The sequence below is a fragment of the Vibrio sp. 5S239 genome (assembly GCF_041439575.1).
GTDB classification, from domain to species: domain Bacteria; phylum Pseudomonadota; class Gammaproteobacteria; order Enterobacterales; family Vibrionaceae; genus Vibrio; species Vibrio kanaloae.
In genome coordinates this window covers 1-14,732 of sequence record NZ_JBGOOM010000002.1, presented here as the reverse complement: position 1 = coordinate 14,732, position 14,732 = coordinate 1, and the positions used below count along the sequence as shown (strand labels likewise).

Annotated in this window: 15 protein-coding genes and 1 pseudogene; 10 read left to right on the top strand and 6 right to left on the bottom strand. The window is 42.5% G+C overall.

Annotation, left to right across the window (positions count from 1 at the left end; translation table 11 throughout):
* The first annotated feature begins 56 nt into the window (after positions 1-56).
* The 10 genes and pseudogenes from ACED48_RS02295 to ACED48_RS02250 all read left to right on the top strand — a co-directional run.
* Positions 57-1,592, top strand: coding sequence for a sigma-54 dependent transcriptional regulator (locus ACED48_RS02295; protein WP_017057304.1), 1,536 nt, complete (start codon positions 57-59; stop codon positions 1,590-1,592).
* Positions 1,573-2,712, top strand: a complete 1,140-nt coding sequence (locus tag ACED48_RS02290; protein ID WP_017057305.1) for a glycosyltransferase family 4 protein — start codon at positions 1,573-1,575, stop codon at positions 2,710-2,712. The genes ACED48_RS02295 and ACED48_RS02290 overlap by 20 nt, the downstream gene beginning before the upstream one ends.
* Positions 2,713-2,968: 256 nt before the next feature.
* A complete protein-coding gene (locus tag ACED48_RS02285; RefSeq protein WP_017057306.1) occupies positions 2,969-4,342 on the top strand; it encodes an O-antigen ligase family protein in 1,374 nt (457 codons plus the stop codon).
* 92 nt (positions 4,343-4,434) lie between these two features.
* Positions 4,435-5,220 (top strand): DapH/DapD/GlmU-related protein, encoded by a 786-nt coding sequence (locus tag ACED48_RS02280; protein WP_017057307.1) that lies wholly within the window; start codon positions 4,435-4,437, stop codon positions 5,218-5,220.
* On the top strand, positions 5,213-6,331 hold the full coding sequence (locus ACED48_RS02275) for a glycosyltransferase (protein WP_017057308.1): 1,119 nt from the start codon (positions 5,213-5,215) through the stop codon (positions 6,329-6,331). Before ACED48_RS02280 ends, ACED48_RS02275 begins: the two co-directional genes overlap by 8 nt.
* Positions 6,328-7,761 carry a chain-length determining protein gene (locus tag ACED48_RS02270; protein WP_017057309.1) on the top strand — a complete coding sequence of 478 codons (1,434 nt, stop codon included), beginning with the start codon at positions 6,328-6,330 and terminating at the stop codon, positions 7,759-7,761. Before ACED48_RS02275 ends, ACED48_RS02270 begins: the two co-directional genes overlap by 4 nt.
* A gap of 317 nt (positions 7,762-8,078) precedes the next feature.
* A complete protein-coding gene (locus ACED48_RS02265) occupies positions 8,079-9,221 on the top strand; it encodes a glycosyltransferase (RefSeq protein ID WP_017057310.1) in 1,143 nt (380 codons plus the stop codon).
* Positions 9,218-10,405 (top strand): glycosyltransferase family 2 protein, encoded by a 1,188-nt coding sequence (locus ACED48_RS02260; protein WP_017057311.1) that lies wholly within the window; start codon positions 9,218-9,220, stop codon positions 10,403-10,405. Before ACED48_RS02265 ends, ACED48_RS02260 begins: the two co-directional genes overlap by 4 nt.
* Positions 10,406-10,414: 9 nt before the next feature.
* Positions 10,415-11,074, top strand: a complete 660-nt coding sequence (locus tag ACED48_RS02255; RefSeq protein WP_017057312.1) for a sugar transferase — start codon at positions 10,415-10,417, stop codon at positions 11,072-11,074.
* A pseudogene (locus tag ACED48_RS02250) lies at positions 11,070-11,481 on the top strand (hypothetical protein); the annotation flags it as partial. The gene ACED48_RS02255 and the pseudogene ACED48_RS02250, both read left to right, overlap by 5 nt.
* Positions 11,482-11,607: 126 nt before the next feature.
* Here the strand turns inward: ACED48_RS02250 and ACED48_RS02245 are convergent.
* The 6 genes from ACED48_RS02245 to ACED48_RS02220 all read right to left on the bottom strand — a co-directional run bounded on the left by ACED48_RS02245 (position 11,608) and on the right by ACED48_RS02220 (position 14,662).
* Positions 11,608-12,060, bottom strand: a complete 453-nt coding sequence (locus tag ACED48_RS02245) for a hypothetical protein (protein WP_017057314.1) — start codon at positions 12,058-12,060, stop codon at positions 11,608-11,610.
* Positions 12,061-12,116: 56 nt separating this feature from the next.
* Entirely contained in the window at positions 12,117-12,626 is a 510-nt protein-coding gene (gene def, locus ACED48_RS02240) for a peptide deformylase (RefSeq protein WP_017057315.1), read from the bottom strand.
* 134 nt (positions 12,627-12,760) lie between these two features.
* Positions 12,761-13,189: a hypothetical protein gene (locus tag ACED48_RS02235; RefSeq protein ID WP_017057316.1), complete on the bottom strand. Its 429-nt coding sequence runs from the start codon at positions 13,187-13,189 to the stop codon at positions 12,761-12,763.
* 51 nt (positions 13,190-13,240) lie between these two features.
* On the bottom strand, positions 13,241-13,336 hold the full coding sequence (locus ACED48_RS02230) for an IS3 family transposase (protein ID WP_371692170.1): 96 nt from the start codon (positions 13,334-13,336) through the stop codon (positions 13,241-13,243).
* Positions 13,337-13,367: 31 nt separating this feature from the next.
* Complete coding sequence (locus ACED48_RS02225) at positions 13,368-13,880, bottom strand: IS3 family transposase (protein WP_158006793.1); 513 nt, start codon at positions 13,878-13,880, stop codon at positions 13,368-13,370.
* Between the two features lie 359 nt (positions 13,881-14,239).
* Positions 14,240-14,662: a DUF6678 family protein gene (locus ACED48_RS02220; protein WP_017057318.1), complete on the bottom strand. Its 423-nt coding sequence runs from the start codon at positions 14,660-14,662 to the stop codon at positions 14,240-14,242.
* Between the last annotated feature and the right edge of the window lie 70 nt (positions 14,663-14,732).

Sequence of the window (14,732 nt, the reverse complement as noted above, 5' to 3'; positions counted from 1 at the left end):
GTTGCATATCACTATGCTATTGATTGGTTAGGATAAAGTTTCAAAAGGAAGACTCAATGCGCCCTAAAGTATTGTTGGTTGAAGACTCCACCTCTCTCGCTGTGCTCTACAAACAGTATGTTAAAGACGAGCCTTACGATATATTTCATGTTGAGACTGGTACTGAAGCAAAAATATTCATTGAAAGACACGCTCCAGAACTGGTTATCCTTGATTTGAAACTGCCCGATATGCAGGGTGAAGAAGTATTGGATTGGATCAGTGATAATGACATTCCCACGGCCGTTGTAATCGCAACTGCGCATGGTTCCGTGAATATCGCTGTTGACCTCATTCAACGTGGCGCAGAAGATTTTCTAGAGAAACCCATTCAGGCCGACCGCCTGAGAACGTCAATCAACCTCCACCTGCGTAGAACTAAGCTCGAAAACCTTGTCGACGACATCCAGAGTAAGTTCGATCGTAACCGCTTTCATAATTTCATTGGCTCTTGTTTACCCATGCAAGCAGTCTACAAAATCATTGACTCGGTAGCCCCCACCACCGCAAGCGTATTCATCAACGGCGAAAGTGGTACAGGTAAAGAAGTCTGCGCAGAAGCCATTCACCAAGAAAGTCAACGTAACGGTAAACCATTCGTTGCCATTAACTGTGGTGCGATTCCTCGTGATTTGATGGAAAGTGAAATTTTTGGTCACGTAAAAGGCGCTTTCACTGGAGCGACAACCGATCGTAAAGGTGCAGCAATGCAGGCCAATGGCGGAACCCTATTTCTTGATGAACTTTGTGAAATGGAATTGGAGATGCAAAAAAAGCTGCTGAGATTCTTGCAAACCGGAACCTTCACACCGTTAGGTGGTAATCGAGAAATAAAAGTTGATGTCAGAATTATCTGTGCAACTAACCGTGACCCACTCGTTGAAGTTGAAGAAGGCCGATTCCGAGAAGACCTTTACTATCGGGTACATGTCGTGCCTATCGAAATGCCCCCCTTAAGAGAACGCGGGAGTGATATTCTCACCTTAGCTAACCACTTTTTAAAGCTGTACGCTAAGCAAGATAAAAAGAAATTCAAATCCATAGACAAAGAAACACAGACACAACTCAAACGTTACCCATGGCCAGGAAACGTTCGTCAATTACAGAACGTCATTAGAAACATAGTGGTGTTAAACAACGAAACGAGCGTGACTATAGAGATGGTACCGCCGCCAATCAACAGAATGGATATTGCGACGCCGAAAAGTGTTACTTCAATACGAAATGTAGCATCGCCCTCTGTTGCTGCGCCTCAAGAGACCGCTGTCTCCGAAACTAGATTATCACCAATCCCCCCTGAAGAGCTGCTGCACACTTCAACGACTCACGATCACAAAATGCCAGCACAACATGCTCCAATAACGCCTCCACTAACAACCAGTGATGGCGCAATTCGCCCTATGTGGCAAATTGAACGTGAAGCAATCCAGCACGCCATTAATCATTGTGATGGCAATGTACTAAGCGCTGCCGTATTGCTAGAGCTAAGCCCTTCTACTGTTTATCGTAAGAAACAGGCTTGGGAATCAGAAGATGAGTACAATCAAGCCTAATCAATTGAACACGACGATACTCACTTCGGCTCAACAACAACTTGCTCTTGAGCATGATGAAATTTGGCTGTTGATCGACAGCCAAACTTTCGGAGGAATTGAAACTCACGTTATTGAATTAGCAATGGGTTTAATTGAGCATAAACAGAAAGTAAGAGTCGTTCTTCTCACTAAGTTCAACCCTCCACCGCCGATTATCACACGCTTAAACCAATTACAGCTTCCTTACTGTCACCTCTGCGAGCTTGCTCCAAATAGCCAAAACGCACTATCTCAACTCAAACAGGCAATTACCGAATACCAACCTAGCTTTATTCATGCCCATGGTTACAAAGCGAGCATAGTGAGTAAGATAATTAAGTTAACGACTCTGAACAAACTGCGTCAAATATCCACTTATCACGCAGGAGAAAAGCCAAGAGGAAAAGTGTGGCTCTATGACTTTATCGACCGATATAGCGGTTTTATCTCTAATCGCTCTTTAGTGGTGAGCGATAAAATCAGAGATAAGATCCCAACGAAAACGACACTGCTCAATAACTTCATTTCAATCCCGGAGCAATCCTGTTCATCTTGTAAGTCTAACTCAGCAGAGCATTGCGCATTAGAAGAAAACACAACCACTTATGACATAGGCTTTGTTGGGCGCTTGAGTCACGAAAAAGCCGCCGATAGATTTGTGATGTTAGCGAGGTCTAACCCAAATCAACACTTCCATATTTTCGGTGATGGCCCTGAAAGGCAATCGTTAGAGTGTAATCAACCTGCTAACCTCACCTTTCATGGTCACCAAACAAGTATGGAAAAAGCTTGGCAAACCATCGATGTGTTAGTTGTACCTTCTCGATATGAAGGATTACCGATGGCAGCGCTCGAAGCCATGGCACGACGTATTCCTGTTATCGCCACAGCGGTTGGTAATCTACCACAGTTGATTGAACATCAAACCAATGGTTACCTCGCTCAAAATGAAGCAGAACTCCACACATGTTTGCAGAACTGGATCAACCTTCCTCTTCAAGACAAAAGCACGGTGGGAGATAAAGCAAGAAGCACCATCATTGAGCGTTACTCCCCTCAAGCTGTTATTCCCCAAATTTTAAAGTGTTACGGTTTATAATTCCCTTCTGATCAGCTACTTCAATCTCTTTAATTCTCCATTCAATCTGATTCTCAATTTGAACAATCGTCAAAGTACACCCCATCTATATTTTAAATGTTCATCGAATACAGTGATTTAAATTTAATACGTATGTGGCACTTACCTTGCTATCTCTTATTCAGAAGTAAAGTTATTGATTGGTTTTAGAATCAAATTGTCGATTAGAAAGGCCTATCAACAGAGCTAGCAGATATATCCGTTTCTAGGAGATGTAATGAAATATCAAGCCAACAGAACACCACTCATTATTGGGCTATCCACCTTAAGCCTACTGATTGGTGCTGCTTGGTATTTTGTTCCACATCCAGCGATGGTGATATTGATCGCCTTCATTCCTTTAGGCGCACTGTTTATTATCAACAAAGCATTTTGGTTTGTGATCCTGTTTGTTGTGTTTTCATTTTTTAGAATTCACGAAGCACTACCTTTACTTTACCCTTTGAAAATACCTTTGCTGCTATCCATAGGGGCCTTATCGGCACTGTTATGGCACTCACTAATCAGTAAAGAGCTAAAAATCTATTGGCACCCTTCACTTAATTGGCTTTCTATATTTTGGGTGTTAACCATTATTGGAATCGTATTCGCGTCGAACCGAAACATAGCGATCACAGAGTTCAAAAGCATTTATTGGAAGATAATAGTCATGTCCCTCGCTATCGTTTGGCTCGTTAATACAACAGAAAATCTTGCTAAAACAGCGATGACCATCATCTACGCCGGCGCATTAGTGAGTACTATCGCCGTTTATAACTCCGTGAACGGTATTGGTCTTGTTGAAGGATCAAGAGTAACCATTGGACGAGATTTTGGTTCGATGCTTGGTGACCCGAACGACCTCGCTTTGGTGTTGCTTTTCCCATTGGCATTCGCCATTAGTCAAACCACAACGCCAGGCATTTCCCATTTCAAGCGAATAATAAGTGCGCTAGTTTGCGTCTTATTGCTAGCGGCGATTATTGCCACTCAGAGTCGTGGCGGATTACTTGGCTCTATTGCGGTAATAGGTATTTTTGCTTTGAAATTGATTCGTTCAAAAGTGTTGTTGCTATCTCTAGGATCCATAGCTGCGATTATACTTTATCTTGTCGCAGGCATTGCCGACAGAGCCTCTGGAGGCGCTGCTGAGCAAGGCATTGATGAATCTGCCATGGGGAGAATTTACGCTTGGGAAGCTGCAATAAAAATGGCCGTGGAAAACCCATTGACTGGTGTTGGATTAAACAATTTCTTCTCAAATTATTTTTTTTACAGCGCCCACTGGGATGGTTTAAATCACGCGGTTCACAGTACATGGTTTGGCGTTCTAGCAGAAACAGGCTTTATTGGTCTCATTATTTTTGTCATGCTAATTATCTCATTAATCAGAACTTCTCGCTCCACACTAGCAAGACTGTCTGAAGCAGGTACGGCGGTCGCTCCCGAGCTTAATGCAGTTGCTTATGCTGTCTATGCGGGCTTAATTGGTACCATTGTATCAGGCACCTTCCTAACACAAGGCTTCAACTGGCCAATTTACATCTTAGCCGCACTTACCGTTTGCGTATCAAACGTGTCTCATACTGCTTGTCAAAATGAGAAAATCTAAAAGGCAAGCTATAACTATATGAAAATTATATATTTATTTAGTGGCACGCAATATGAAGGACTTCTATGTAACAACGTAAAAGGAATTTCATTATGACGACAGTATCCTTACATCAATTCAAGCATTGGCTTAAGTTTCACCCAAACTCTCGAATTCGAAATGTATTTTCTATCTTGAAAAGCGTAAGAAGCGCAGAGTTACCGACCCCACAAATGGTTAACCGTTGCCTTTACCAATTACACAAGTTGGTTGTGAGCATGATTACGGGCTTTACTCGTTTTTGCTATTGGACACCCGCATTCAAAGGAAGAGTCACGCAATGCGGAAAACATTTGTACCTGTACGGTGGTTTACCGTTTGTGAGTGGTCCTTTACAAATTTCAATTGGCGATAACTGTCGAATTTCTGGCCACACGACATTTTCAGGGTGTTCACAGCCACTAGACAGTTTCAAGCCCCCTCTTCTATCGATTGGCAACAATGTTGATATCGGCTGGCAATCAACGATTGCAGTGGGTAAACGTGTCATCATCTCTGACAATGTGCGTATCGCTGGCGGTGCATTCTTGTTTGGGTATTCGGGTCACCCTCTTGATGCAAAACGAAGAGCCGACGGTGAAGGCGATGACCCCCAACAGATCAGCGATATTATCCTCGAGCGAGATGTGTGGCTAGGCACAAACGTGACCGTAAAAGGCGGTGTGACCATTGGTGAAGGCGCTGTGATTGCTGCAGGTAGTGTCGTCATCAAAAATGTCCCGCCGTTTGCAATTGCAGCCGGCAACCCAGCACGAGTTGTAGGACAGGTTCAATCAGTTAAAGCAGCCAAACCAGATACCGCTAAATCGTTTGAAAATCATAGAGGTGACTATGCGTGATCTAATCGTATTTGGTGAAGACTTTGGCGGGCTTCCTTCATCCACTCAGCATCTGATTCGCCATTTAGCTAAGACACACAAAGTGCTATGGATTAACTCCATTGGTTTAAGACAACCTAAACTGTCAACAAAAGATGTCACGCGTGCGTTCAACAAATGGTTTGGTAAAACCAATGCCGTGACACAGAATATGCTCGATTCAAATGAACACAGTCATATTACGGTGGTAAACCTAAAAACTATCCCCGCACCTTCATCAACATTAGCAAGAAAGCTTGCACAAATGCTCATGTTGAAACAACTAAAGCCCATTATCGCACAGCTAAACCTGCGGGCACCGATCTTGTGGACGTCACTTCCTACCGCTGTCGACCTGTGTGGTCATCTTGGTGAATCCGCAGTGGTTTATTATTGTGGAGACGATTTTAGTGCATTAGCCGGAGTTGACCATCAAACTGTTGCCGAGCATGAATCCGATCTGATAAAAAAATCGCACCTAATTTTTGCCGCGAGTAAGACATTAATCAACAAGTTTCCAGAAGATAAAGTCCAGCTGTTGCCACATGGCGTAGATGTTAGCCTTTTCTCTACTCAAGTACCGAGAGCGAAAGACTTACCCAGTAATCACAGACCAATCGCAGGTTTTTATGGCAGCCTATCTCAATGGCTCGATTACGGCCTTATTGAACATGTAGCGACAGCAATGCCTAACTGGGATTTTGTTTTCATTGGCCCGAATGAGCTTGATAATTTAGCGCTTCCTAACCTTGACAATATTCATTACCTTGGTCCAAAACCACATCATTCTTTGCCAAGTTATTCGCAACATTGGGATGTGAGCCTTTTGCCATTTGTTGATAACGAACAGATTCGTGCATGTAGCCCTTTAAAGCTGATGGAATACCTTGCGGCAGGAACGCCTATTGTAACCACTCCTTTTCCAGCGTTATTGCCTTATCAAGAGCACGTAACAAAGGTCAGTAATGCACAACAAATGATAGAGGCGTTAAACAAAGCTCGGCAGCTTAACAATTCACCATTATCACTCGTTGAAAAAGACAGCTGGCAGAACCGCGCCAAGTTCGTACACTGGATGTTGGAGCTACTATGAATACTCTGAAATTGCGATTATTGATTCTTTTGAATGCAATGTGGCGTCAACGCTACGTAATATTAGTCCCGATTCTTGTTCTCCCCTTCGTCGGGTTCGGAGTCAGTAAACTGGCTCCTACCCAATATGATGCTCACACCAGCATGTTGATCCAAGAAACCGCAAAGATGAACCCTTTCTTAAAAGACATCGCTGTATCGACAATGCTTAAAGATCGAATTAGCGCACTCAGAACACTGCTGCATAGCCGCCATGTACTTTACTCAGTGGCGGAAGAGCTTAAATTGCTCACGCCGGAAATGTCCAATTTCGACAAAGAGACACTCATCTCCGATTTGTCACAACGTTTATCAGTCACTCAACTAGGAAAAGATTTTCTAAAAATAAGCCTGAGGTCAAACACTCCAACTGGCATGGAGGCAACCCTTCAGTCAGTCAGCGAGCATTTTATTGAGCAGCTGTTAGCGCCGGAGCGTTCATCAATTCAAGACTCTAGTAGCTTCTTAAAAGTACATATTGACGAACGCAGCGCAGAATTAGCCAAAGCAGAGGAAGCGTTAGCACTTTATGTAAATGAAAACGTGCACTCAACACCTGAAGTTCAGAGTCAGAGTTTGAATCGACTAGCGTCACTCAAACAAACATTGGCCGAGAAAGAGGCGGAGTTATCTGGTGTCCAAAAAAGCCTAGGCTCGATTGATCAGCAACTATCGAAAACCAACCCGGTAATTGGGCGCTTAGAAGACCAATTGATTGATATTCGTAGTGAGCTAACCTTGCTACAAGCTAAATACACAGACAAACACAGCGCAGTTCAAGCCAAGGTTCGCGAACTAGAGAGGCTGGAGAACGAGCGCAAGACATTGCTGGCTCTAAAACAACCAGGAATGAACAATGACCAGTTGTGGGATATTGCGAGTAGCACAACATTGAGTAAGCTATCCGACAATCAACCATTGCTGGTCACACAATTGCAAAGCCTTCAATTAGTGCGATCGCGCTTTGAATCATTAACAGAAGAAACAAAAAGCCTTCGCACTATAATCTTTGAATTGGAAAACAAGGCCAACAACTTCGGTGAAAACGCAAAAGAAATGTACCGACTTCAACGAGATGTGAAGATCAAACGTCAGTTATATGATGAACTTACTGAACGCTATGAAATGGCACAACTAACAGGCTCTCTAGGTATATTCGAGCAGAACAAGCGAGTCAAGATTATTGATTTGCCTTTTACACCAAGCGTAAAATCTAACATGCCGACATTCGTATTTATCCTAGCAGGTTTGGTTGCTGGCATTGGTCTTGGTGTCGGTTTAGCGGTGTTATTCGAATTGTTTGATTCTTCTATCAAACGTAAAGAAGAAATCGAAGATATTTTGGGCGTTCCTGTGATCACCGTTATCCCCAAAATGAGCAATCCAATTTAAGACTTAACCAATACACCAGCTTCGTACTGGTGTTTTTCTTTCTATGGGCACTTTTTTACGCTTGTATTTTCATCTCTGCCATTTGTCTTTGTCAGATTAAAACACCGCCTCACCTTATTCTTCTCCCACTTAATTGATCTCTCACCTATTTCGACATTCTGTTTTGATTCCTATTTTGAGAATAACAAGAGGATAAAACCAAAAAACAATTAAGTTATTGATAAATAAAACTTAATTTATTGGCACAACTCGTGCAGTTATTGAATAACAAAATGAAAACGAAGCAACTTAGATAACTTAATAGCAGGGAGAGCGCTATGGAAAACCAACTCACAACACATGGGAAGAAGGTAATACATGTTGTTCAGCATCTTGCTCCTGGAGGCCTAGAGATACTCACCACAGATTTGCTTCGCCTTGCTAAGCCTTGTGACCAAGTGTTTATTGTGAGCTTAGAGGGAACAAAACAAGAGTCTATTGATAACTGGCCAAAGTTAGAGCGTTACCAAAACCAAATCATATTCCTAGACAAAGCGCCAGGCGTTCAATTCAATGTCATTCTCAAGTTGGTCAAAGCATTCAAATCTATTTGTCCAGATGTGGTTCATACTCATCATATTGGCCCACTACTTTACGCGGGTTATGCCGCTCGCCTCACCGGTGTACAGACCCGAATCCATACCGAACACGATGCGTGGCATCTTCAAGACGATAAACGCCGTCATCTACAAGCTCTAGCACTGAAAACCGTTCAACCAACACTCGTGGCCGATGCAACACGTGTCTACAACCAACTCCGATCAGCTTTCACCTACAACAAGATTATTACCATCAGAAATGGCGTTGATTGCGACAAATTCAAGCCAGTATCTAAAATTGATGCAAGAGCAGCGTTAAATCTACCACAAGGAAAAAACATCATAGGTTGCGCAGGTCGTCTAGAGCACGTTAAAGGACAAGACCAGTTGATCAAAGCACTTACACTGCTTCCAAAAAATACTATTGTTGCTTTTGCTGGCACAGGTTCTAAACGCAAACAGTTGGAACTGCTCATCAACAAACTCAACTTGGTCGAACGCGTCATCTTTTTAGGTCTAGTTGAAGACATGGCTACATTTTACAGTGCTCTCGATACCTTCTGCCTACCATCCCGTCACGAAGGGTTACCTCTTTCTGCATTAGAAGCTCAAGCTTGTAACATTCCGACCGTCGCAATGAATGTGGGGGCTGTCGAAGAAACACTCTGTCCAATCAGTGGACATCTTGTCAAAAATGGCAGTATCACAGGGTTAGCAGGCGAACTGCTTAAAGCCACTCTCAACTCATCAGTCAAGAAGCAACATCAAATAGATCTAACTTTTGAAAATACTTCTAACCCTCGTCGCTACGTTCTTAATAACTTCGACATTGTGAAAATGGTTGCCTCTTATAACAACATCACTGAAGGAGTATATGCATGATGAATGGGATACTCGCTGTACTATGTTTATTCTCTGGGCTCTTGATTATGTATCATCATGTCGCGTACCCGGTATTACTCCGTTGGTATGCAAGACACCACCCTACACGTCAAATTGCAGAGAGTTCGCGTTGTTACAAAGACGATCAACAAGATCATACACTTCCGACTGTGACCATTCTTGTTCCCGCTTTTAACGAAGAGCTATGGATAGCGGACAAAATACGTAACCTAGCCGCATTGGATTACCCAAAAAAGAAACTGCAAGTGATCATTGCATGTGATGGCTGTAACGACAACACGGTCGAAATTGCACAAATGGCAATCCAAGAAGCGATGTGTAGTGATGTTCACTTCGAGATACATGACTATGCTCAAAATCGAGGAAAAGTCGCCATTATCAACGAAGAAGTAACAAACATAACCAGCAATATCATTGCTCTTAGTGACGTTTCAGCACTCATTTCATTGGATGCGTTATTGATTGCTGCTGCTCATTTTGAAAATGACAAGGTTGGTGTCGTTAATGCCACTTATCAATTATACCCAACGGAAAACACGGGTGAGAATAGTTATTGGCAGTATCAAACCGCTGTCAAAGAGTATGAATCGTCAATGGGTTCAAGCTTAGGTTCTCACGGTGCCTTCTACTTATTCCGAACTGAACTGTTTGAGTTATTACCTCATAACGCCATCAATGACGATTTTATCTTACCCATGCAAATCGTCAAACAAGGCTATATAGCTGAATACGAAACGCAAATGGTGGCTTTAGAATTAGAAGAATCAAACCTAAAGACAGACTTCAATCGACGTTTGCGAATTTCTGCTGGCAACATGCAACAAGCGATTCTGTTGTGTGGCTTGTTTAACCCTAAATTTAAAGGCACCGCTTTTGCTTTCTTCTCCGGGAAAGGCCTGCGACTTCTCACTCCTTATCTAATGATTATGTGCTTAGTTTGCTCCGCCCTTCTCAAAGAAAACCTGTTATTCGAAGTGTTACTTTGGATACAAATCTCGGTCTACAGCATTGGTGTACTGGGCTGCATCATGCCAAAAGCCCTGATCAATAAGCCTATTTCATTAATTTCTTATTTAATCGTTGGTCATTATGCCAACTTCATTGGTGGCGTACGTTACCTACTGGGACTTGAAAACTCCCCTTGGACTCGAGTGAATCGTTAAGGACTGACCATGATGAACATTGATCAACTATCAAACCTGAATCTATACCAATACAAGATTTCTCGCGCGAAACGCACCTTTGATTTTGTTAGCTCTTTACTCGCGTTAGTCATCTTATCTCCAGTGTTCCCATTTATCGCACTGGCTATTGCACTGACTTCTCGCGGCCCGATCTTCTACCGTCAACTGCGCGTCGGAAAATCGACACCGGAAAAGATGGAGATTTTTGAAATCATGAAGTTTCGTAGCATGTATCAAGATGCGGAAACTCGCTCAGGTGCAGTGTGGGCAACGGAAAATGACCCTCGAATCACACCAGTTGGTCGTTTTTTAAGAAAGACGCGCCTTGATGAGCTTCCGCAGTTGTTTAACGTGTTGAAAGGAGAAATGTCATTAATTGGCCCTCGCCCCGAGCGCCCAACGTTCTATAACAAACTGGAAAATGAAATCCCTTACTTTGCTGACCGTACTTATGGTGTTATGCCTGGCATCACAGGTCTTGCACAGGTTAACCAAGGGTATGACACGTGCATTGAAGATGTTCGTCGCAAAGTTGGCTTCGACCACAGTTATGCTCTTAGTCTATGTTCTATGAGATCATGGATTGCTGCAGATCTAAACATTATGACAAAAACAATTTTGGTGATGGTTGATGGCCGAGGTCGCTAGTATCGAGCTGAACGAAGCAAGGTTTCGATCAGCTGCACTTAACTACCAACATTCGGTAGACAGTGCATTCACAGAAGTAGATTCAAGCCTGTTCGCCTATGGCCGCAGTTAAGAGAACCAAAAACGTATTGATGAAGCCACTCTGGCCGTCGATGGCGCGGTCAGTAAAGCCAAGTCATTATATAGAGCTGGCCTAGTGGATTACTTATCGGTATTAGATGCACAGAGACAACAAAAAATGATGCAAGGCCGCCAAACTTCAAACAGCCAGCACCACCATTGCTGTATACAAAGCCTTAGGCGGAGATTGGCAAGTAAAGCCGAAAGCAAACTCCTCTGAACAGACAGCAAAAGAAGGTCAAGCAACGCACAAAACACCTAGCAAAAAACAGGGCCTCGACAGTTAGCTCTGGTTAAATAAGCAGCGACAGATTACTTACATGGACAATTAGATCCATAAAAATACCGCTGATGATCTCGGCGGTATTTTTGTATTTAACGGTACTCATCTGGAAGTATCTGCCTGCCTAAGTCTAATGAATACGCACTTTTCCAATTGGGTTTAGACGGCTAAATCGATACCTAGGGTAATATATCCAAAAGAGTTCTTTGTTCTTAGAATCTTGAGCTATTAATAACTCAACCTCACCAGTATTAGTAACAATACGCACTTTACTTTTAGACAATGGGTCCGTTCTATTCATCTCCACGTACTTCTTATTTTTCAAAGAATCTAACAATTTAGATGCTTCAAACTCTTCATGTGCCTCAATGACGAAACTAGACGCACTCAACTCTTCAGAAAGGAGCCATCTAATTTGATATTTTTGAGAAAAAAACAGAGCAATACTAATGAACGCGACTCCGATTAATAGTATTAACGCTTTCCCATTCTTATGCCAAACGCCAACAAACATTGCTGAAAGTAAGCTGACAATAAAAACTAGGGCGGTAACCGTGAACCAAATATCTAAATAATTACCCATAACTCCCCTGTTCACAAACCATCTAATTCAGTAGAAAACAACACGATATGACACACTCAAGAATACAAAATCAACCTTGCGTGCTTTTTAACCTTTTTCATGGCCATTTGACGCTTAAGTGGAGAAAGGTAGTCAATAAACAAATTGCCCGACAAATGATCTATTTCGTGCTGCATTACGATAGCTAAGAAATCATCGCTTTCTATGGTAATTGGTTTACCTTCGCGATCTAAAGCAGACACAACAACTGAGGTAAAACGCTCTACGTCTGCATAGTAATCAGGAACTGATAAACAACCTTCTTGACCCAATGCTTTATCTGAGCCACTAACCACTTCTGGATTAACTAAAATTAACGGTTCATCTCGACTTTCTGAAAGGTCGATAATAACAACGGCCTCTTTATGACCAACTTGAGTCGACGCCAAACCTATACCATTGTCAGTCGCATATAACGTTTCCAACATATCGTCTATTAATGTTTGTACCGTCGACAGATCTTGCACCTTTTCCGCTTTAAGCTTGAGCCTTGGATCTGGTGCAGTCAGAATTCCTAAAACTGCCATATTTACCTTATAGTCCTTGGAAGTAACTAACACCCAATTAAGTAGTGAGCAACGCAATACAAAGCCACCGTATAACACATAAATCAACGCATAGTGAAAATGCCAAGCGTTGGGAATCACTCTTAAACAGATTGTTATGTATTTTCAACTTTGCCCCTATTTTTGAGGGTGTTAGCTTTTTTGGCGCTTCCTATCCCTGCTATACACAACCCCATAAGAAAAACCGACAGAAAATTGAAAGCAAACCCCAACCTTTCGTTTACAGGAGTGTCAATCGAGCCAGTCCAATATGTGAGGTGTACGCTCAACCCCGTAGTAAAGTCATATCTATATGTGGGGCTATATATCACGACAACCTGAGCTAGAAAAAACACGAACAAAAGCCAGTTAGCAATTTGCATTTTAGCGTAAAGCAGGAAGCAAAATAGTAATCCAATCAATACGTAGGCTGTATATACGATGTTGGTTAATCCATAGTTGAAATAGTATCCAACTACCTTTGAAGCTCCCATGATAATCATAGAGAGAGCTAAAATTAAGAGTAATTTATTAGTTTTGGTCATCCTAATCTTCCTAGATACTAGTGTACCCCACGAAAAGTGGACACAACATAACTACACACTTTCAAACGCAACTGGACTTACGTAGCCCAACGCTGAGTGCTTTCTATTTCGATTGTAATAGATCTCGATGTATTCAAAAATCCCCATTCGACCTTCTTCGATATTCTGGTAGTCTTCTTCATATATCAGCTCGACTTTCAGTCGACTCCATCACCGAATTATCCCAGCAGTTGCCCTTACGGCTCATGCTCGGCACCCCACCATGCTTACGCATGAAGTCCTGATAGTCATGTGCTCTGTATTGTACACCACGGTCTGAATGGATTATGACGCCTTTAGGCGGCTTACGTGACTTAAACGCCATTTTCAGGGCATTCGTAATCAGTTGAACCGTCATCGTCGTATCTAACGACCAACCAACAATACGGCGTGAATGCAAGTCCAGAACCGTCGCTAGGTAGAGCCAACGGCTCTTCACCCAGATGTACGTAATGTCAGTCACCCATTTTTGATTAGGGCGCGCTGCTTCAAAGTCTCTACGTAATAAATTATCAGCTACATTCGTCATCGCGGCAACATCTTTAGTGTATTTGAACCCTATACCGTTGCGCGCTTTGATACCCTTTTCTTTCATAATATCAGCAACATAGTTAACGCACTTGGCTAAGAAGACTGTCATAGATGCTGACAACCACAAATACCATCTTTCAATGCTCCCGCTTAACTTTCAAAACCAAAGAAGCAGCGCGCAAGAACGTTGAGAAATGAACCTTACTAACACGAAAGCATTGAATGACACGGAAGCCAATTAACCGAAAAACGGGCTACGCGAGATGCCTATTTCGATGGAGAGTCTTTGGGAAATAACAGATGTATAGCGAGAACGCAGAACAAGGCTTTTAGACCACAAACGCTTTTCTGCCCTTTGCAAACTAACGCCGCGTTAAGGTGCGAGCAACGCAATACAGAAGCCTCTGCAATGCACCGTAATCACTTAACCCAACGCATATCAAAAATGCCACGCGTTGTGAGTCGCTCTTGAACGCTTTGTTATGTGTATTTATACATTTCTATATCTTTACCGTGCTGAAAATAGCCCCAAATTCTAACACCACACTCTGTGAGAGATATTTTAGCATTTTGCTCTTTACATATAGCAATGACCTTATCCCTATGATCTAGAACTTCTGGCTCCAGCAAAACGCCTCTTGAATGAGAGATACGAGCATCAATATCAATAAAATGTATCGCTCGAAAGTTTCCCCATATTTGTGCCAGTTCACTGGTATATTGATAGCTAGAGTCACTTTCCGGCCATGTTGACCCGTCAATGTAGGTAACTCGGTAGCTTAGTAGCTCATCGATATCGCTCAACGCTGCAAGCAAATTGTTCCACTTAGTGTCATTCATAACACCAAAAAGACTATTACTATCAATTAGTTTGATGATATTTGACTTTAAATCTAAACGCATAAATTCCCAATACACATAACGCTAAGCTAAGTAGTGAGCAACGTAATACGAAGCCACCGCATAACACCTT